At 64.5% G+C, this 19,938-nt stretch carries 13 protein-coding genes; 9 read left to right on the plus strand and 4 right to left on the minus strand.

The features are described from left to right. Positions 1-49: 49 nt before the first annotated feature. Entirely contained in the window at positions 50-1,390 is a 1,341-nt protein-coding gene (locus AC127K_RS09660; protein ID WP_483720416.1) for an MATE family efflux transporter, read from the plus strand. A gap of 62 nt (positions 1,391-1,452) precedes the next feature. Here AC127K_RS09660 and AC127K_RS09665 read toward each other — a convergent pair whose 3' ends face one another. Next, entirely contained in the window at positions 1,453-2,502 is a 1,050-nt protein-coding gene (locus tag AC127K_RS09665; protein ID WP_483720417.1) for a DUF4349 domain-containing protein, read from the minus strand. 139 nt (positions 2,503-2,641) lie between these two features. Beyond that, entirely contained in the window at positions 2,642-3,892 is a 1,251-nt protein-coding gene (gene hisS / locus AC127K_RS09670) for a histidine--tRNA ligase (RefSeq protein ID WP_294541797.1), read from the minus strand. A 195-nt stretch (positions 3,893-4,087) separates the two neighbouring features. Between hisS and AC127K_RS09675 the strand changes: the two genes are divergently transcribed. The 7 genes from AC127K_RS09675 to AC127K_RS09705 all read left to right on the plus strand — a co-directional run bounded on the left by AC127K_RS09675 (position 4,088) and on the right by AC127K_RS09705 (position 12,854). Then, positions 4,088-5,281, plus strand: coding sequence for an MFS transporter (locus tag AC127K_RS09675; RefSeq protein ID WP_483720418.1), 1,194 nt, complete (start codon positions 4,088-4,090; stop codon positions 5,279-5,281). A 79-nt stretch (positions 5,282-5,360) separates the two neighbouring features. After that, positions 5,361-7,019 (plus strand): O-antigen ligase family protein, encoded by a 1,659-nt coding sequence (locus AC127K_RS09680; protein WP_483720419.1) that lies wholly within the window; start codon positions 5,361-5,363, stop codon positions 7,017-7,019. A gap of 235 nt (positions 7,020-7,254) precedes the next feature. Then, positions 7,255-8,550: a phosphopyruvate hydratase gene (eno, locus tag AC127K_RS09685; RefSeq protein WP_294541788.1), complete on the plus strand. Its 1,296-nt coding sequence runs from the start codon at positions 7,255-7,257 to the stop codon at positions 8,548-8,550. 155 nt (positions 8,551-8,705) lie between these two features. Beyond that, positions 8,706-9,665, plus strand: coding sequence for a diguanylate cyclase domain-containing protein (locus AC127K_RS09690; RefSeq protein ID WP_483720420.1), 960 nt, complete (start codon positions 8,706-8,708; stop codon positions 9,663-9,665). Between the two features lie 280 nt (positions 9,666-9,945). Then, entirely contained in the window at positions 9,946-10,932 is a 987-nt protein-coding gene (locus tag AC127K_RS09695) for an N-acetylmuramoyl-L-alanine amidase family protein (protein WP_483720422.1), read from the plus strand. 220 nt (positions 10,933-11,152) lie between these two features. Further along, positions 11,153-12,085: an NAD(P)/FAD-dependent oxidoreductase gene (locus AC127K_RS09700; protein WP_483720424.1), complete on the plus strand. Its 933-nt coding sequence runs from the start codon at positions 11,153-11,155 to the stop codon at positions 12,083-12,085. Between the two features lie 322 nt (positions 12,086-12,407). Beyond that, positions 12,408-12,854 carry a GNAT family N-acetyltransferase gene (locus AC127K_RS09705; RefSeq protein WP_483720426.1) on the plus strand — a complete coding sequence of 149 codons (447 nt, stop codon included), beginning with the start codon at positions 12,408-12,410 and terminating at the stop codon, positions 12,852-12,854. A gap of 119 nt (positions 12,855-12,973) precedes the next feature. Here the strand turns inward: AC127K_RS09705 and AC127K_RS09710 are convergent, their stop codons facing one another. Continuing rightward, a complete protein-coding gene (locus AC127K_RS09710; protein WP_294542359.1) occupies positions 12,974-15,052 on the minus strand; it encodes an elongation factor G in 2,079 nt (692 codons plus the stop codon). Positions 15,053-15,286: 234 nt separating this feature from the next. Beyond that, positions 15,287-17,632, minus strand: coding sequence for a SpoIIE family protein phosphatase (locus AC127K_RS09715; protein WP_483720427.1), 2,346 nt, complete (start codon positions 17,630-17,632; stop codon positions 15,287-15,289). Between the two features lie 218 nt (positions 17,633-17,850). Here AC127K_RS09715 and AC127K_RS09720 point away from each other — a divergent pair, with 218 nt between their 5' ends. Further along, on the plus strand, positions 17,851-19,938 hold the full coding sequence (locus AC127K_RS09720; protein ID WP_483720428.1) for a tetratricopeptide repeat protein: 2,088 nt from the start codon (positions 17,851-17,853) through the stop codon (positions 19,936-19,938).

Genomic DNA, 19,938 nt, shown 5'->3' on the forward strand with positions numbered 1-19,938 from the left:
TGTTTGGCCCGGTGCGGGGACAGACTGACAAACAAAAGGAGGCAAAACCATGAACCATACAAATCCGACCCTGCGGGCCGAATTCGGCCGCTATGCGGTGCTCAGCGTGCTGGGCATGATGGCGATGTCCTGCTACATTCTGGCGGATACCTTCTTTGTGGCCCAGGGCCTGGGCAGTGAGGGACTGGCCGCCCTGAACCTGGCCATTCCCGTCTACAACGTCATCCACGGCATCGGCCTTCTGCTGGGTATGGGCGGGGCCACCCGCTTCTCGGTGCTCAAAAGCCAGAATGCCCGGGAGGAAGCCAATGTGGTCTATACCCACACCCTGGGCATGGCGGCGGCCGCGGCGGCGGTGTTCGTGCTGGTCGGGCTCACCGTTCCCGGCCCGCTGGCCGCCCTGCTGGGGGCCACCGGCACCGTCCACACCATGACCACCACCTACCTGCGGGTGCTGCTGCTCTTTGCTCCGGCTTTCCTGCTCAATGACGTGCTGCAATGCTTCATGCGCAACGACGGCGCCCCCCAGCTGTCCATGGCCGCCACCGTTACCGGCAGTCTGGCCAACATCGTCATGGACTACATCTTCATCTTCCCCTTCGGGCTGGGCATCCTGGGCGCGGTGCTGGCCACCGGCGTGTCCCCGGTCATCGGCATCCTCATCCAGGCGCCCCACTGGGCCAACCCCCGGTGCGGTTTCCGCCCGGTGCCCTGCCGCCCCCAGCGCCGCACCGCCGTCCGCATCGCGGCGTTGGGCGTGCCCTCCCTGCTGGAACAGCTCTCCGGGGCGGTGGTCATGGTCACCTTCAACTTCCTGATCCTGCGTCTGGCTGGCAACACCGGCGTGGCGGCCTACGGGGTGGTGGCCAACCTGTCCCTGGTGGTGCTGGCGGTGTATTCCGGTCTGGCCCAGGGCATGCAGCCTCTGGTCAGTCGGGCCTGGGGCCACGGACGGCGGCCCGACCTCTTCCGGCTGCTGCGCTACGCCCTGCTCAGCATGGCCGCGGTGACCGTGGTGGTGTATCTGGGCATCTTTGCGGGGGCCGGGACCATCGCCGGCGTGTTCAACAGCGAGGCCGACCCAACCCTGCAGGCCATCGCGGTACAGGGGCTGAAACTCTACTTCCTGGGAGCCCTCTTTGCCGGAGCCAACGTGATCCTCTGCATCTGGTTCACCTCGGTGGAGCGTCCGGCGCCCGCCCAGGCCATCTCGCTGCTGCGGGGGCTTTTCGTCATCGTGCCCGCCGCCCTGCTGCTGGCGGTCCTCTTCGGCATGCCGGGGGTCTGGTTGGCCTTCCCGGTGAGCGAGGCCCTGGTCAGCGCCGTGGGCTGCGTCCTCTTTTTCCGCAGCCGGGGCAGCCTGTATCCTCCCTCCCGGGAAACCCCGTGACCCGGAACCAAAACGCCCCCGCGGCCATCTGGCCGCGGGGGCGTTGCTGCTTTGGGGTAGCCTCAGTATTTGGGAGTGCCGTCCTCCTGCGGGGGCGTCTTTTCCTCCCGGGACGGGTCCGGATTGGCAGAGGTCGGGTAGGTGTAGGCGGTGTTGCCCTGGCTGCGGGCGGCCTGTTTTGCGGCGGCTTTGGCCTGCCGACGGGCGCGGCGGGCGGGCCGGGTGGCCAGCAACACGGCGATGACCACCGCCGCCAGGATCACCAGCGGCCACATGTACACAACGGCCAGCACGGTGCCCTGGATGAAGTCCACAAAGATCTCCCAGCCATCCCCGAAGGCCCGACCCAGTTTTTCCCCGAAGGTGACGGGGGTCACCGGGGTCAGCACCGCCACCTCGTACAGATTGATGTTTATGGTGGAGTAGCTGATCTGGTCGTCCATGGCCCGCAGCTGGCGGGTGTAGTTTTCGATCTCATACTGCACATCCGAAAGCTGGCTCTCGATCTCCAGCAGGTCGGCGGTGGTTTCCGCGGAAGCGGCCAGGGCGTTGAGCCGGTCCCGCTGGTTTTCCAGCGCGGCCAGTCGGGCCTCCACATCCACATACCCGGCGGTGATGTCGTTGGCGTCCTCGCTCAGGTAGCGCTGGCTGCCCACCTGGGCGGCGGATTCCAGAAAGGCCCGGTAATGTTCCGCCGGCACCCGCACGGTGCAGGTCAGGCTGCGGCTCTGGTACTCGGCGCTGCCATCCTGGCTGCTGTGTTCCAGATACCCGCCCTGGGCTTCCACCGCCTCCATCAGGGCGGTGCGGGCGGCGTCAAAATCGGTGGCTTCCAGTTCCAGATTGGCGGTATAGATGATCTTGCGGGCGCTCTCGCTGGTGGCGCCCGGGTCCAGGGTCACGGCCCCGGCGCTTTCCCCGGCTTCGGCCCCGTCGGCGGTGCTGCCGGAAGTCAGCGTCTCCTCCGGCATGACGGCGGCCTCGGTGGATTCTGTGGTATCGGCAGCGGCAAACTTGTCCCCGCCGGATGCCCCGCAGCCGCTCAGGGAAACTGCCAGGACCAGGGCCGTCAGGGCCGCTGTCAGGCGGACGGGCCAATGGGTTCGTTTCATGGGATCTCCTCCTTTTCCGGGATGTCTTCCTCTGTCACCAGTATAACACGGAAAAGACCGCAACACGTTACAAATTGATGCCAAAAATAAAGCGGGAACGCCATTTTTCGGCGTTTCCGCTAAAGTTTTGCTGCGTTTTTCAGCCCTTTTGACCAAGGACCTTGATGTCCTCATTGTCCGCAAAGGCCACGGCATTGAACCCGGCAGCTTCCAGGGTGCCGAACTGCTTGCCCAGCTTCTTGGCCTGGGCCAGGACGGTCACGTCGTAGTCGGCCCGCAGCCGCTCGGCCTTGGTGAGCACGTCCGCAAAATCGGCCTCAGGCAGATAGAGCAGGGCCAGCTTGGGCTTGGCGCCGGGGATGGCGTAGCCCTGTTCCAGCAAAATGCCGCAGACCCGCTCAAACCCGATGGAGAAGCCCACAGCGGGCACCGTCTGGCCGATGAACTTGCCCACCATGTTGTCGTACCGGCCGCCGCCGGCCACCGCGCCGGAGAACTGGGGGCAGGTGACCTCGAACACCATGCCGGTGTAATAGCCCTGGCCGCGCACCAGGCTGGGGCAGTAGGCGATGCCGTACCGTCCGGCGGCCAGCTTTTCGGCGGTGGACAGCACATACCGCAGGTCGGCGGTGAGCTCGGGGCCCTTCTCGCCGCAGGCGGCGGTGACGGCCTCCAGGCTGAAGTCACCCCCGCGCAGGAAGGCGTCCAGGGCGGCGATGGCTTCGGCAGGGAAGCCCTTCTCCTCCAGTTCGCCCCGCACACCGTCGGCGCCGATCTTGTCCAGCTTGTCAAAGCTGATGCAGACCGAATCCAGGGTGTCCTCGGCAAAGCCCATCCCGGCCAGCATGGCCCGCAGGATGCGGCGGTCGTTGATGTTCACGGTGAAGCCGGAGAAGCCGATGCGCAGCAGCGCCCGGGCGGTCACGTCGATGAGTTCCACCTCGGCGTTGGGGCTGGCATCGCCCAGGATGTCGATGTCACACTGGACGAATTCCCGCAGGCGGCCCTTCTGGGGACGCTCGGCCCGGTAGACCCGGTCGGTCTGGATGACCTTGAAGGGGTGGGGCAGGGAATTGCGGTTGGCCGCGTAGTAGCGGGAGAGGGGCAGGGTCAGGTCGTACCGCAGGCCCATGTCCGAAAGCTGGGACTCGTCCCCGCTGCGCAGGGCGGCGGCCAGCTTGTCGCCGCGTTTGAGAACCTTGAAGATCAGGTTCAGGTTGTCGCCGCCGTCGCTCTTGTCCAGATTCTCCATATCCTCCAGGATGGGGGTGGAAATGCGCTGGAACCCGGCAGCACGGTAGGTGGCCAGGATCTCGGCCTGGATGTGGTCGCGCAGGGCCTGCTCGTTGGGCAGCAGATCCCGCATGCCTTTCAAGGGTTGGGTTTTCATAGCTTGGCAGCTCCTTACTGTATTTGAAATGTCCGCGAAGATCGCGGGAAATGGCGGATCCGCGGCGTTTTGCCGCGCTGTACTGTATATCATAGCCCCCGGGCGGTGGGTTTGTCAACCGAAAGCAGGCTCTGCTGCCGGGAATTTCCGCCCTTTTGGCGGGGAATACTGAAAGGAGACAAAGGGGGCGGAACTGTGAAGCAGAAGAAAGGCGCGCCGCAGATTCTGGCGGCGGGGGCGGCGGTGCAGCTGCTCACCGGCATCCCGGCGGCGTGGGGGGTGTTCCAGCGCCCGGTCATGGAGGAATACGCCTTTACCCGGGCCCAGGCCAGCATGGTCTTTGCGGTGCTGGTGGCGGGTTACGGGGTGGGGTGTGCCATCGGCGGCCTGCTGCAGGACGCCCGGGGCCCCCGGTTTGCCGCGGGCTGGGGTACCCTGCTTATGGGCGGTGGCTTTTTGCTGGCGGCGGCGGCCCCGGCGGGCAACGCCCCTTTGTTTCTGCTGGCCTACAGCGTGCCGGCGGGGGTGGGCAGCGCCTTTCTGGCCCCGGCGGTGCTGGCCTGTGCCCAGAAATGGTACGCCGACCGCAAAGGTCTGGCCACCGGGGTCACCGGGGCGGCCATGGGACTTTCGGGGGCCTTCCTCACCCTGTTCGTGCGGGGCATCGGGGGAAAATTCGGCATGCGGGCCTGCTTCGGTGCCCTGGGGGCGGTGATCCTCACCGTCTGCGGGGCGGGGGCGGCGGTGCTGAAAAACCCGCCCCCCAAACCCGGCGCCCCGGCGGGCACCGCCGCCGACCTGCCCCCCAAAGCCATGGTGCGCACGGCGCAGTACAAGCTCTGCGTGGCGGGGGTGGCGCTGGCGGCGCCGCCGGTGCTGCTCTTCAGCCCGGACCTTTTACAGATCGCCGCCGACCGGGGCATGGCGGAAAACCTGGCCCCGCTGTGTGTGGTCATCGGGGCGGCGGCTTCCGCGGCAGGCCGGCTGGCCTGTCCGGCCCTCAGCGACAAGGCGGGACGCAAGCCGGTGCTGTACGGGGTGTACGCGGGGCTGGGCATCGGTTCGGCCTTCTTCGCCCTGGCGCAGAACTGGTGGGTGGCCGCCGCCTACGCCCTGCTGACCTTCTTCTACTCCGGCGGGGCGGCGGTGCAGCCATCCCTGAACACCGACCTGTTCGGGCTGCGCCATGCGGGGGTGAATTACGGTTTCCTGGCCCTGGGCATGAGCGCCGGCAGCCTGCTCAGCTACGCGGGCAGCCAGCTGCTGCCCATGGGAGCACGACATTGGGCGGCGGGGCTCAGCGCCGCCGCGGGGCTGGTCTGCTTCGCACTTGTAAAACCTTTGTGTCAAAATGGTACAACGGTTGCAAAAAAAGGCACAGGAAGGTAAAATAGCTAGGTGACCCCGGACACAGTCCGGCGGCCGCCTTCTTTTTTGTCATTTCACTCTCAGGAGGTCTTTTGTTTTCATGCCCAAGCATACCCAATCTGCCCGACAGCGTCAGCAGCAGGATCTGGCCCGGATGACGGCATCCACCGCCACCGCCCTGCTCACGGCGGTGCTGTGCATCTTTCCTTTGTATATCGACCGGTTCTCCAACCTGGGTCTGACCAAGTTTTCCGGCGGCTTCACCCTGATCCTGCTCTTCGCCGCCGCCCTGGGGGCCTGCCTGCTCATCGGCGGCAAGGTCCCGGCCGGCCGCTTTGCCAGACGGGATACCGGCACTCTCTGGCTGGGCGCCTTCGCCCTCACCGGTCTTTTGTCCACGGTGACCTCCATTGCGCCGGTCTCCTCCCTGTGGGGGCTGGGCGGCTACTACGGCGGCTTCGCCCTGGTGGTCATCACGGCCCTGGCGTATCTCTGCGTCCGGGCTTTTGCCCCGACGGGGGATATGAACTTCCTCTTTTTCGGGGTGGGGGTCACGGCTTCCATCGTCACGGTGCTGTATGTGCTCAATATCTTCAACATCGACCTCATCGGTGCGTACCGGGATACGGCGGTGGTGGAGCGGGCCCAGTTCTTCTCCACCCTGGGGCAGAAGGACTTCAACGCCGGATTCTTTGCCATCGTGCTGCCCATTGTCTTTTACGCATGGCTCACCGCCAAAGGCCGCGCCCAGAATATCGCCTACGGGATCCCCATGGTCTTCGGCGGACTGGCCCTGGCGGTGGTGGACGCCGAAGCCCTGACCCTGGGTGTGGTGGCCTCGGCCATGGTGCTGGTCTGCCACAAAAACTTTGACACCCGCATGGTACGCCGGGGTGCCCTCATCGGTCTGGCTTTCTTCGCCTGGGCGGCCTGGATGCACCATATGCGGGCCACCGTCTACACCCAGGGCGGCCGGTCCCTGCTGTCCCATTTCGGTGACCCGGAACTGGCCATTCCGGGGATCGTGTTCTGCGCCGCCGTGTGGGGGCTGCTCTATTGGCGGGCCCGGCGGGGCAAGGCGGAACGCAGCCTGTGCCTGGTGGGCCGGATCATGACCGCCGTCTGCGTGGCAGCGGTGGCGGTGCTGTTCCTGCTGGCCAATCTGTGGGACGGGTTCCCGGCCCTGGGCAAGCTGGACAACTTCCTGGTCTTCAACGATGACTGGGGCACCTACCGCGGCACCGGCTGGCGGGCTGCCTGGGGCACCTGGAGCAGCGCACCCTGGTGGCGTCTGCTGCTGGGGTACGGCCCCGGCACCATGCACAAGGCCATGGTGGCCTGGGCAGGGGACAGCCTCACCGACCGGATGAATACCTTCTACGCCGCCCACAACGAGTACCTGGAGCAGCTGCTCACCACCGGTATCCTGGGTCTGGCGGCCTGGGTGGGCTTTGTGGCGGTGCATCTGCGCCGGGGCTTCCGGGCCTGGAACCGCCCCGGTGCGGCCCCGGTGCTGCTGGCTCTGTGCAGCTACCTGGTGCAGGCGGTGGTGTCCATCCGGGTGTCCATGCTCTTCCCCCTGGTGATGGTCCTCTTCGCCCTGCTGTGGGTGCTGGGCACCCCCCGGCCGGATGAGGAGACCCCGGCCCTGCCGGCGGGCGCGGCCCGACTGCGGTATACCGAGATCACCCTGTTTGCGGTGATCATGATGGCTCTGGCGGCCCCCTTGTCCCATGTGGTGCTCTTCTTCCTGTTCTGAATCTTGTGGTAATCATGCGGCGGCCCGCCGGGAATTTTCCCGGCGGGCCGCTGTTTTGCCAAAATGGTATAGGCCCTTCCGTATAAACCCACCCCTTCCCGCCCAGAATTTCCGTGCAGGGGTTGCATCCTGCGGAAAGATCGGGTATACTGCGGTTAGTTAGATATAACTAACTAATAAGCGCTATCGCTCACCTGCAACAACAGGCGGGCGTTCTGGAAAGGAAGGTACACCAATGAAACACCTCAGTATAGAAAAGGTCCTGGGCCGCCAGATCATCGACTCCCGGGGCAATCCCACCGTGGAGGCGGAAGTCTGGCTGGCCGACGGCACCGTGGGCCGGGGCGCGGCACCCAGCGGCGCCTCCACCGGCGAGTTTGAGGCCCTGGAACTGCGGGACGGGGACAAGTCCCGCTACGGCGGCAAGGGGGTGACCAGGGCGGTGGAGAACATCAACACCGTCATCAACGACGCCCTCGCCGGCATGGACGCTTCGGATATCTATGCCATCGACGCGGCCATGATCGCCGCCGACGGCACCAAGGACAAATCCAGCCTGGGGGCCAACGCCATCCTGGCTGTGTCCATCGCCAGCGCCCGGGCCGCCGCCGCGGCGCTGGATATCCCCCTCTACCGCTTCCTGGGCGGTGTCAACGCCAACCGGCTGCCGGTGCCCATGATGAACATCCTCAACGGCGGCGCCCACGCGGCCAACACGGTGGACGTGCAGGAATTCATGATCATGCCCGTCGGGCTGCCCTCTTTTTCGGAGGGGCTGCGCGCCTGCACCGAGGTCTTCCACGCCCTGCAGGCCCTGCTCAAGAGCCGGGGGCTGGCCACCGCCGTGGGGGATGAGGGCGGCTTTGCCCCCGACCTGGCCAGCGATGAGGAAGCCATCCAGGTCATTCTGGAAGCCATCGAACAGGCGGGCTACACCCCCGGCAAGGACTTTGTGCTGGCCATGGATGCCGCCGCCAGTGAGTGGAAGAGCGGCACCAAGGGCGAGTACAAGCTGCCCAAGTGCGGCAAGACCTATACCTCCGCCGAGCTGGTGGCCCACTGGAAGGACCTGACCGAAAAGTATCCCATCTGGTCCCTGGAGGACGGCCTGGACGAGGAAGACTGGGAAGGCTGGCAGCTGCTGACCAAAGAACTGGGCGGCAGGGTCCAGCTGGTGGGGGACGACCTCTTTGTCACCAACACCGAGCGTCTGGCCAAGGGCATTGCGCTGGGATGCGGCAACTCCATCCTCATCAAGCTCAACCAGATCGGCTCGGTGTCCGAGACCCTGGAAGCCATCAAGATGGCCCACAAGGCCGGCTACACCGCCATCTCCTCCCACCGTTCCGGCGAGACCGAGGACACCACCATCGCCGACCTGGCCGTGGCCCTGAACACCTGCCAGATCAAGACCGGCGCCCCCAGCCGCAGCGAGCGGGTGGCCAAGTACAACCGGCTGCTGCGCATCGAGGAACAGCTGGGCGCTTCGGCGGTCTATCCGGGCTTTGGCGCCTTCGGCGTCAGCCGCTGACCGTACAGTGAAAAAGTAACAGCAGGACCTGCTCTTTCCGGAAAGAGCAGGTCCGTTTTTTTGTGTGAAACCGCCCTTTCTCAGCTTGACATCGTCCGGCATATCCACCATAATAAAAAAGAACTATTGATTTTTTGGCAGAGGAGCAACCGCACATGACAGATTTCTGCGGGATGACCCGACAACTGTGGCATATCTATGTGTTCCACCGCACCAAGGAGGACTTCTCCCGCCTGTACCCCATGATCGACCCGGCTTGTGTGGTGATCGGTACGGGCAAACATGAATTCTACACCTCCGGTGAAATGCTGTTGCAGGCACTGGACGAGGAATGCGCCCAGACCGAGCAGATCACCTTTGTCTTGCTGGATGAGTGGTACCAGGAGAGTGCTTTGAGCCCGGATACCCACCTGGTCTACGGCGGCTTCCATGTCCGGAACGGCCAGGATGACGCCGGCATGGATATGGACATCCGGTTCAGCGTGGTCTACGCCAGACGGGGCGAGGACTGGAAGATCGTACATATTCACCAGTCGGTCCCCTACAAGGAACAGGCCTACGGAGAATTTTACCCCAAGACCCTCAGCGAGAAGATCCGGGAGACCCAGCGGCTGGCAGCCCGCATGACCGAGCTGGCCAACACCGATCCGGTGACCGGCCTGTATAACCACCGTGCCTTCTTTGAGCAGTGCGAATCCCGGCTGAAGGAGGGGGCACTCTACCTGATGGTGCTGGATCTGGACGATTTCAAACAGATCAACGATACCTTCGGTCATCTGGCCGGGGACGAAGTCCTCAAACAGGTGGGGCGGCTCCTCCACGAAGCCACCCGCCGTGTGGACGTGCTGGGCCGCGTGGGCGGTGACGAGTTCGCCGTGCTCTGCCCGGGCGTGACCACCGATGAGATCGCCGAGCGCATTGCCCAGCGTATCATCGGCAAGATCAACGGCGGTGCGGGCGCCACCATCGGCCGGCCGGTGCACATCTCCATCGGGATCGCCTCCAAACAGCCGGATGATACGGTGCGCGGCCTGTTCCAGCGGGCGGACGAGGCCCTGTATGCGGCCAAACACAAGGGCAAGAATGTCAGCTGCGTGTATGCGCCTACCCTCTGACCACCCGGATATACGGCAAAGAGCCGGTGCTTCTGCACCGGCTCTTTTTTTCGGGCAGGGTGAGACTTTTCGGCTTCGAGGAACGTCATAAAGGGTGCAAGCAAAAAAAGAAGGCAGCATGTGTAACATTTACCCCCCGAAACCCCACTGAATAAAGGAAAGGGCGCAGAAATTTGTCCGATCCGGAAACAAGTCGGACACAAACCTGCCTTATACTACCAATTACACCGCGGGTCATACCCGCACAAACGGTCCAGGAAGTACAAAAGAGGTGACACACATGTCCCGGCAGGAATCCATGAGTCAGGCGAGCAAGATCCAGTACCGCCGGCCGCAGCCGGCACAGGCCCGCCGCAGCCCCAACATGGCGGGAGCGGTGCGTGCCGGACGGGATACACGGCATTCCCGGGACTGGTATGCCCTGCGCCGTCGCCGCCGTCGGGCCAGACGTCTGGTCCGCCTGGGCATCCTGGCGGCTCTGGCGTGTGTGGTGGCTGCGGTGGTGCTTTTCCTGGTGCCCTGCGTGGAACGGATTTTCGCAGCGGAACCGGAACAGCTGCCTGTGGATGAACCGGCAGCCGCCAAGGCGGTGACCGCCCCGGCGGAACAGCTGCCGGTGGTGGCCATTGATCCGGGACACGGCGGGGTGGACCGTGGGTCGGAAGGCCCCGGATTCGGGGAATATGAGATGACCTGGCGCACCGCCAATGAGCTGGCCGACCTGCTGGAGGCGGACGGCCGGTTCAGCCCCTACCTGACCATCACCGAGGAGGAGAGCCAGAACCCGGACTGTGCCCGCATCAAGCCCAGCGAGCGTGCCCAGCGGGCCGCCGCCCAGGGGGCCCAGCTGCTGCTGTCCATCCATGGCAATTCCGATTCCAGCGCAGGCACGTCCGGGTACGAATGCTATGCCATTCCCCCGGGCGACGCCAACCATGAGGAGAGCCTGCGCTTTGCCCGCTGCCTTACCGAAGGCTTCGGCAATCTGGGCCAGCGGCTCCGGGGACTGGACGGCGTGCGGTACTTATATTACGGCGACGACAACGAAAAGCTGCTCTACGAATCCGACGATACCACCGTCCACGATGACCCCACCTTCGGCGTACTGGAATACGCCCAGTGTCCGGCGGTGCTGTCGGAACAGTGCTTCCTCACCAACAGCGCCGACGTGGACCTGCTGGCGGACGAGGACGGCTGCCAGCGGGCGGCCCGACTCTATTATGAGGCCATCTGCAGCTGGTTCAATCTGGAACCCGACCAATCCTGACATTCCCGCAATGACGCGCTTCTTTTTCTGTGTGGCCGGGGAAGTCCCCCAACCATCCCCGGCAAAAACCCTCCGTGACGGACAACACGGAGGGTTTTCTTTTGCCAGCCCGGAAGAGAATGCCGGAAATTGGGCAAACTCTCGACAAGGGACCCTATATATGGTATATTGTGGAAAAGGCCGCCCGGTGCAACGGGCAGCCGGCAAGGAGAACAAAACCATGAGTGAAATGATCTATGATATGGCTGTGGTAGGCGGCGGCCCGGGCGGCTGCACCGCCGCTTTGTACGGGGCCCGGGCGGGTCTCAGGACCATTGTGCTGGAAAAGCTGGCGGCGGGCGGCCAGATGGCCGATTCCCCCCTCATCGAGAACTATCCCGGTTTCCCGGAAGGTCTGGACGGGTATTCCCTGGGGGACCTGATGTGCCAGGGTGCCGAGCGGGCGGGGGCGGAGTTCCGCTATGCCCAGCTGACCGGCGCCGACCTCACCGGTGCGGTCAAGCATCTGCAGACCGACGACGGGGAAGTGCTGGCCCGCACGGTGGTGCTGGCTCCCGGGGCTTCCCCCCGTCCCCTGGGCCTGCCCAACGAAAAGGAACTCATCGGCCGGGGCATGGGCTACTGCGCCGCCTGTGACGGCATGCTCTACCGGGGCAAGACGGTGGTGGTCGTGGGCGGCGGCAACACGGCGGTGGGAGATGCCCTGCATCTGGCCAAGCTGTGCCAGAAGGTATACCTGGTGCATCGCCGGGATACCCTGCGCGCTCCGGCGCCCAACGTCCGCGCCCTGGAAAACAGCGGGGTGGAGATCGTCTGGAACGCCCGTCCGGCAGAACTGGTCCAGGGGGAGGACGGCCGTCTGTGCGCCCTGAAGGTGGAGGATGTGCATACCGGCGCCATCCGGGAGCTGGCCTGTGACGGCGTGTTTGCGGCCATCGGCCGTGTGCCGGACACCCAGCTCTTCCGGGAGCAGGTGACCTGCGACGCTGCCGGGTATTTTGCCGCCGATGAGACCACCCGCACCAACCTGCCCGGTGTCTTTGCGGTGGGCGATGCCCGCGCCAAGGCAGTGCGCCAGGTGGTCACCGCCACCGCCGACGGCGCCGTGGCCGTGCACTTTGCCCAGGAGTATCTGGCAGGGGTGGAGGGGTAAGGTGCCTCCCCGGCTCTCGGCTTGTGCGACATATAGCAAGAATCATAAACTTGTTATTGACATTGTCAGTGATAGGGTTTATGATGATATAAAATTTGATAGAAAGCGAGGTGCTTCATTATGAAAAACAGCAAAATCAATGGGACAGCTGAATATCTTTGGAGGACCTCGGTTGCACTATAAGTTTTTCATGGGATTTCTTGTGCCGTGGTTTGTCAGCCACGGCTTTTTTTATTTGCTTTTGGTGTGCGCTTTGGTTCTTCCTGGATATCCAGACAAAAACCGCTAATCGAGTAAGTTGGTCTGATCTATGGAGGATTTTATGATTTATCTTAAAGCAATTACAGAGGATAACTTTATGGATGCATTTTCCCTGAAACTTGCACCGGAGCAGGAACGCTTTGTTTCACACCCTGTTCGCAGCCTTGCACAGGCGTATGTGTACAGGGAGCAGTGCCAGCCGTTCGGAATCTATGAAGACGACAGGATGGTTGGGTATGTCATGGTGATTTACGATTATGACATCCCGGAATATGATATATGGCACATGATGATTGAGCAGGCGGAACAAGGAAAAGGGTATGGAAAGTCCGCACTGGACAAGGTGCTTGCGTATATCAAAAACAAGCCTTTCGGCGTTTCCGATCGAGTGACTTTGACCTGTAACAAAGAGAACAGTCGGGCGCTGAACTTGTACAAAAGCAAGGGCTTTGCAGAAACAGGCGCAGAGGATGGGGAGGAAATCGAATTGTCGCTGATGATTCGGTAACAGGAAATTCTGCGGCGCTGCTGCGCTAAACAGTAACAAAACACACCGCCCCCGGTCCTGTACAGGACCGGGGGCGGTGCTTTATTTCAGCAAAGGAGTATCAGGAAAAATCGGAACCATCAGGCGTCGTCGTCGGCCATGTTGCCCAGCGCCTTGGCCTGCTCGATGACCTTGCCTTCCAGCATCTGGGGCAGGGTCTCATAGCGGACGAAGGTGAAGGTGTAGTGGCCGCGGCCCTGGGTCAGCTGCCGCAGGAAGGTGGTAAAGTCCTGCATCTCGGCCATGGGCACTTCGGCGTCCACCACCTGGCCGCCTTCCTCGTCCGGGTTCATGCCCAGCACGCGGCCGCGGCGCTTGGTCACTTCGCCCATGATGTCGCCGGTGTTCTCCGCCGGGACATGGACCTGCAGGGTGCCGATGGGTTCCAGCAGCACCGGGCTGGCTTCGGGGATGGCGGCCTTGTACGCCAGCTTGGCGGCCATGATGAAGGCCATTTCGCTGGAGTCCACGGGATGGTAGCTGCCGTCCAGCAGGGTGGCCTTCATGCCCACCATGGGGTATCCGGCCAGCACGCCGTGGGCAGCGGCCTGACGCACGCCCTTTTCCACCGCGGGGAAGAAGTTCTTGGGCACGCTGCCGCCGAACACCTTCTCCTCAAACTGGATGTCGTCCCCTTCGCAGGGCTCGAACTGGATCCACACGTCGCCGAACTGGCCGTGGCCGCCGGTCTGCTTCTTGTGGCGGCCCTGGGCCTTGCAGGTCTTGCGGATGGATTCACGATAGGGCACCCGGGGCACTTCCAGGGTGATCTCCACACCGAACTTGTTCTTCAGCTTGGCCACGGCCACTTCCAGATGCTGGGTGCCCAGGCCGGCAATGATCTGCTGCTTGGTCTCGGGGTCTACCGTGAAGGTGATGGAGGGATCTTCTTCCATCAGGCGGTTCAGCGCGCCCGAAACCTTGCCCTCGTCGCCCTTCTTGGCCACCTTGACGGCCATGCGGTAGCAGGCGGTGGGATAGTCGGGGGCGGGCAGGCTCACCACCCGGGCGGGATCGCACAGGGTGTCGCCGGTCTTGGCGGTGGTCAGCTTGGCCACAGCGCCGATGTCGCCGGCCGCAATGGCCGGGGTGTCGCTCTGGCGTTTGCCGCAGACGGTCATGGTCTTGCCCAGGCGCTCGGGCTGTCCGGTGCGGGCGTTGATGACGTTGGAGGTGGCGCTCAGCTTGCCGGCCAGCACCTTGATGAAGCTCAGCTTGCCCACAAAGGGGTCGGCCACCGTCTTGAAGACGTAGGCGCAGGTGGGGGCGGATTCATCCACCGTGATCTCCACCGGGTTGCCGTCCTTGTCCTCGGCCACCTGGGCGGCGGCGTCGGCGGAGGGCAGCAGCTCCTTCAGGTTGTACACCAGCATGTCCATGGCCTGCATGTTCACGGCACTGCCGCAGAACACGGGGGTGATCTGGCCGGTACGCACGCCGGCGGCCATGCCGGAAACGATCTCCTCGGTGGTGAACTCCTCGCCCTCAAAGAACTTTTCCATCAGGGCCTCGTCGGTCTCGGCGATGGCCTCGTTCATGGCCTGGATCAGGCCCTCGAACCGGTGGCCGATGTCCGGCAGGTCCACCTGGACCTGCTTGCCGCCCTCATACTTGAAGGCTTTCTGGCTGAACAGGTTGATGTAGACGATGGTGCCGTCGTCCAGACGGGCGGGCACCACGCAGGGGCAGATGGAGGGGCCGAATTTGATCTTCAGCTGTTCCAGAATCTTGAAGTAATCGGCATTTTCCAGGTCGGCCTTGGTCACAAAGACCATGCGGGCCTTGTTGTTTTTCAGCGCCAGGGCATAGGCCTTCTCGGCACCGACGGTGACGCCGGAACGGCCGGACACACAGATCAGCACGCTTTCGGCGGCACGGATGCCCTCACAGGCACCGGATTCAAAGTCAAACAGTCCGGGCACGTCGATCAGGTTGTACTTGGTCCCGTCGATCTCCACCGGCACCACGCTGGAATTCAGCGAGGCCTTGCGCTTGGCTTCCTCGGGGTCAAAGTCGCTGGCGGTGGTGCCGTCTTCCACACGGCCCATGCGCTCGGTCGCGCCGCTCATATACAGAAGTGCTTCCACCAAAGTGGTCTTGCCGCAGCCGGCATGGCCGGCCACCAGAATGTTGCGGATGTCCTTGCTGGCGTATTCCATCGTATTCAAACCTCTTTTCGCGCCGGACCCGGTCCCACGCAGCAACTCAAATTCCGACCGTTCGGCGTTATGTGATGGGGGCCGCGGGCCGCGCCCGTTCCCCGAATGATTCTACTTTACCACATGTTTGGAGAAAATTAAACAGTTTTTTTGGCAAAGTTATAAAAATTTTGTAAATAAAAACAAAGAGTGGGAGCGGTTTGGCGTTGGAACGTGGTTTGTCTCAGGCGGCTTTCAACGGTCCAGCCGCAGCACCGCCACCGTGATGTCGTCCTGTCTGGCCCCGGACCGGCGCACGGCGCTGTCGGCCACCGCTTTGGCCACCTGGTCGGGGTCATGGTCCAGTCGGGCGCACAGCTGCAGCTGCTCCACCAGCCAGTCGCTGCCGTCGCACAGGGCCCCGTCGGATACCAGCACCACCATGTCTCCCTCGGCCAGACTCAGGGCGGTGGACCGTCCCACCACCGAATCGCTCACCCCCATGGGCAGGCTGGACGCTTCCAGCACCCGGGCCACCCCGTCCCGCACCAGAAAGCTGGGCGCTGCGCCGGCTTTGAACAGACCGGCCCGTCCGGTGTACAGGTCCACCGTCAGCAGGTCCAGGGTGGCGCCGGATTCCTGGTCGGCACACTTCATGCCCAGGGCCACGTTCACCAGGCGGGCTGCGCTCTCGGCGGCAAACCCCGCCCGCAGCAGCTGGGCGGTGAGCTTGGCGGCCATCCGGCCATCCACCGCGGCGGCCTTGCCGGTACCCATGCCGTCGCACAAAAGCATCTGGGCCCGACCTGCCCGGTCGCAGAACTGGTCACAGGCATCCCCGCTCACTGTTTCCGGTGGTGCGGGCCGGCTGGCCAGCCCGAAGGCCGGCGTGAACAGCGGCCGTTCCCCGAACCGCAGCATGCTCACCGTGCGGCACTGGGCCAGATCGGGCAGGTCAAAGTCCCGGCGGCAGATGCGTCCCACCTCCCGGGCCAGGGCCTGCAGCTCCACATCGGTGAATTTCATGCGGGGGATGGTCACATTCACGCTGATGCGGCCGGCCACATCGCTGGTGGCACTGCATTCCAGGGGCTCCAGCCCCAGGGTGGAAAACAGATTGGCCACCTTGGCCTCCCGGCGGGGATCGGGCAGCCCCGCCTGACCCAGGCGGGAGGCCATCTGGGCCAGGGCGGAGGCCATGGCGCTGTATTGCTCGGTCAGAGCCCCCCGCAGCAGACTGGCCCGGGCCCGGGTCTGGCGCCGGCTGACCCACAGACGGTAACCGTGGGTCACGGCGCTGCACAGGTCACTGGGATGGATGCAGACACTCAGCTGCCCGGGCAGGTCTTCCAATTCCACACGCCCCCGGGCGTCCAATGCACCCCGCAGCTTGTACAGCCCGTCCACCGCAGTGGAATACCCCCGGATCCAGCAGCTGGACCGGCGCTCACACTGCTGGCAGACATGGCGGGCGGTGTATTCCACCACAAAGTCGTAGGTCTCCCCCTTGGGGGGCAGCTGCCGTTCACAGACCTCGTTCACCGTGTCCGCAATGTCCGAAAGGCTGTCGGCCACCCCGGCCAGCCGACGGGCGGCACTGCCCAGGGTCTGGCTTACCACCGGCGGTGCCGGGGGCGGAAAGATCCCCCGCAGCAGACTGGGCGGGCAGGCCAGAAATCCAAGCATGCCCGCACCGGCCGAAACACACAGCCACAGCGCCCCGGCAGGGGTGGGGGCGGCCAGGGCGCCCACTCCGCATCCCAGGGCAAAGATGCCGGCGCAGCGCCAGCGTTCCCCGTTGGCCAGCACCGCAGCGCCCAGGGTTCCCAGGGCCACCGCCAGGGCCGCGTAACTCAGGGTGGGGGCCGCCGCCGTCACCGCCGCCGCCATGGCCACGGCCAGCACGGCGCTCTGTTCCAGGCTGCCCGCAAAAGCGGTACACAGCCCCGCCCCGGCGGCCAGCATCAGCCCGGGGGCAAAGCCGCCTCCCAGCAGGGGGGGCAGCCTCTGCGCGCAGACCGCTGCCATGGCCAGCCAGAGGCACAGCCCCCGGGGCTTGCTGTGGGGCAGGGCGTGGATGGCCGCCCCGAACCCGGCCGCCAGCAGGGCGGTGGCCAGGACCTGGACCGTGTCTCCCGGGGCGGAGGGGCCCACGGCGCTCACGGTCAGCTGCTCTGTCAGCAGGGCGGCACAGCCGGCGGCAGAGCCCCATATGTATTGTTTCTTTCCCAGCTGGGCGGCCACGCACCGGCCGGCGACGGCGGCCACCAGGGCACCGGCCAGTTTCAGCCCCAGAGTGAAGGGCTGAAAGGCCAGGGACCCGGCCAGCGCCCCCGCCATGGCCGGCAGGGCGAACCCGGGCGGGCACCCCACCGTCAGTGCCAGCCCCAGGGGGGCGGTGCCATAGAGCTGGCCGGCCCCCAGCAGGCATCCGGCGCCCAGCGTCCCCAGCCGCCACAGCAGCGCGCCCGAAAGAAACCGGCTTTCCGGTGCGGCCTGCAGCGCTGGCGGGCTTTCGGACTCCCGGACCGGGGCCTGCGCCCCGGCGGGGGACGGTGATGCGGCCGGCACACGGGCCTTGTCTTTGGTAAAAATCGGCATGATAAAAACCCCTCCTCCTATGCGGTTGTGCCAGGAAGTATAGCCTGCTTGCCCCGCACTTTTTGCCGCAGGACAGCGAAAGCCCAAAACCAAACAAAAACCCGCCCGCCCCGCCCGAAAGAGCAGGCAAGAACGGCTTTGTCCTTGTGAAAAGGGGGAAAAGGGAATATACTGATAAGATACAATGAATGTCGAAAGGCGTACCGGGAGGTTCAGGGATGCAATATTATCAATGTACAGCACCGGATTGTGAATTCGTCACCATGCGGGAGGACCTGGAAGTCTGCCCCCGGTGCGGCAACGAAGGATTTGTCCCGGTGGAGGAATCCGATATCACCCCCCGGGGCTGGATGTACCTGTGCCGGGAAGCGGACCGGGCGGGGAACTGGAAACAGGCCTATGATTTCTGCGCCCGGGGTGCCGAAAAGGGCGACCCCGACTGCCTGTGCGAGCAGGGGCACCGGATGCTGTATGGCAAGGGCGGTCCCCGTGACCCGGAACAGGCGGCGGCCCTGTTTGAGCAGGCGGCGGCGCAGGACAGCGCCCACGGGCGGTTCCTGCTGGGGCTGTGCTATGAAAAGGGGGAAGGACGGCCCCAGAGCTGGGAAAACGCGGTGTTTCTGTACAAGCAGGCGGCGCAGCAGGGGTCTGCACCGGCGCAGTGCAATCTGGGCTGGTGTTATGAGTTCGGCAAAGGGGTGCCTGCGGACCAGAAATCTGCCGCTTACTGGTACGGCATGGCGGCACTGAAAAAGGAACCCCGGGCCCAGTGCTGTCTGGCGGTGTGCTACCGCGAGGGCATCGGGGTGGAAAAGGACATCCGCCGGACGGTACAGCTGTACCGGCTTGCGGCGGGAACAGGATATGCGCCGGCCCGTCTGGCTCTAGGCCAGCTGTACGAGAAGGGCCTGGGCGTGAAAAAAGACCCGCAGCGTGCGGTCCGGTACTATCACCAGGCGGCCGACAGCGGGCTGGACCGGGCGCAGCTTGCGCTGGGCCGCTGCTATGACAAGGGCATCGGTCTGCAGGAGGACCAGACCGCCGCCACCCGGTGGTATACCGCCGCCGCCGAGCGCGGCAATACCGAAGCGCAGGTCCTGATGGGGCTGCGGTGCCAGATGGGCAAGGGGACGGAACAGAATGACTGTGCGGCCATGTTCTGGTACCAGCGTGCAGCCGATCTGTCGGACCCTGTGGGGGAGTATTACTATGCGCGGTGCTGCCAGAAAGGCATCGGCACCGAGGCCAACCAGGCAGAAGCGGTGCGCTGGTATGCGGCCGCTGCCGAGCGCGGGGAACCCCGGGCGATGGCGGAACTGGGAAAATACTACGAGGACGGCATCGTTCTGCCCCGCAGACCCTTTCGGGCAGCCAAGCTCTATTCCCAGTCGGCCAAGGCGGGGAACCCCCGGGGCATGACCCTGTTGGGCTGGCTCTATGAGAACGGCATCGGCGTGCCCAAAAGCGTGTCCAAGGCCCTGGAACTGTACAACCGTGCGGCGGAAAAGAATTACGCGCCGGCGCAGTGCAGACTGGGCTGGTTCTATGAGAATGGCGAGGGGGTGGAGCAGGACTCCCGGCGGGCGGCGCGCCTGTACCGGGCGGCGGCGATGCAGGGCAGCAGCCAGGGGGCGTGCAATCTGGGGGTCTGTTATGAAAACGGTATCGGCCTGGAAGCCGACCCCAAAGAAGCGGTGCGCTGGTATCTTCTGGCTGCCCGGAAGGGGGACGCGCGGGCGCAGTGGTATCTGGGCCTCAACTATGAGGAGGGCATTGGTGTGCCGGCCGACCCGGCCCAGGCGGTGCATTGGTATACCATGGCGGCCGAACAGGGATATGCGCCGGCGCAGGAACGCCTGGGCTGGTGTTTTCTGGAAGGGCGGGGGACCGAGCCCTCGCTTCCGGATGCGCACCGCTGGTTCCGGGAGTCCGCCGCCCAGGATCTGACCGGGGCTCAGTACGGTCTGGGGTTGTGTCATGAGCGGGAGGAGGAAGGCCCGGAAGCCGTGGCCTGCTACCGCATTGCGGCGGACCAGGGGGATACGCGGGCCATGTATCGTCTGGCCCTGTGCATGGAACGGGGCTTCGGCGTCCAGAAGAATCCCCGGGCAGCCCTGCAATGGTTCCGGCAGGCCGCCCAGGAACAGCCGGAAGCCCGGTACAAGATGGGGCTGTATGCGGAAAAAGGCTGGGGCGGCGAGCCCCGCAGCCACATCCGGGCCAAGATCCTGTATCGCATGGCGGCGGACCAGGGCAGCGAGGAAGCCCGCAAGGCCCTGGAACGTCTGAATCGCCGCTGGATCTGA

This window comes from Subdoligranulum sp. DSM 23681, assembly GCF_057005535.1.

Excerpts from the sequence above, each read along its gene's own strand:
- AC127K_RS09660 (WP_483720416.1), top strand. The coding sequence starts at position 50 with ATGAACCATACAAATCCGACCCTGCGGGCCGAATTCGGCCGCTATGCG.
- AC127K_RS09665 (WP_483720417.1), bottom strand. The coding sequence starts at position 2,502 with ATGAAACGAACCCATTGGCCCGTCCGCCTGACAGCGGCCCTGACGGCC.
- hisS (WP_294541797.1), bottom strand. The coding sequence starts at position 3,892 with ATGAAAACCCAACCCTTGAAAGGCATGCGGGATCTGCTGCCCAACGAG.
- AC127K_RS09680 (WP_483720419.1), top strand. The coding sequence starts at position 5,361 with ATGCCCAAGCATACCCAATCTGCCCGACAGCGTCAGCAGCAGGATCTG.
- eno (WP_294541788.1), top strand. The coding sequence starts at position 7,255 with ATGAAACACCTCAGTATAGAAAAGGTCCTGGGCCGCCAGATCATCGAC.
- AC127K_RS09690 (WP_483720420.1), top strand. The coding sequence starts at position 8,706 with ATGACAGATTTCTGCGGGATGACCCGACAACTGTGGCATATCTATGTG.
- AC127K_RS09695 (WP_483720422.1), top strand. The coding sequence starts at position 9,946 with ATGTCCCGGCAGGAATCCATGAGTCAGGCGAGCAAGATCCAGTACCGC.
- AC127K_RS09700 (WP_483720424.1), top strand. The coding sequence starts at position 11,153 with ATGAGTGAAATGATCTATGATATGGCTGTGGTAGGCGGCGGCCCGGGC.
- AC127K_RS09705 (WP_483720426.1), top strand. The coding sequence starts at position 12,408 with ATGATTTATCTTAAAGCAATTACAGAGGATAACTTTATGGATGCATTT.
- AC127K_RS09710 (WP_294542359.1), bottom strand. The coding sequence starts at position 15,052 with ATGGAATACGCCAGCAAGGACATCCGCAACATTCTGGTGGCCGGCCAT.
- AC127K_RS09715 (WP_483720427.1), bottom strand. The coding sequence starts at position 17,632 with ATGCCGATTTTTACCAAAGACAAGGCCCGTGTGCCGGCCGCATCACCG.
- AC127K_RS09720 (WP_483720428.1), top strand. The coding sequence starts at position 17,851 with ATGCAATATTATCAATGTACAGCACCGGATTGTGAATTCGTCACCATG.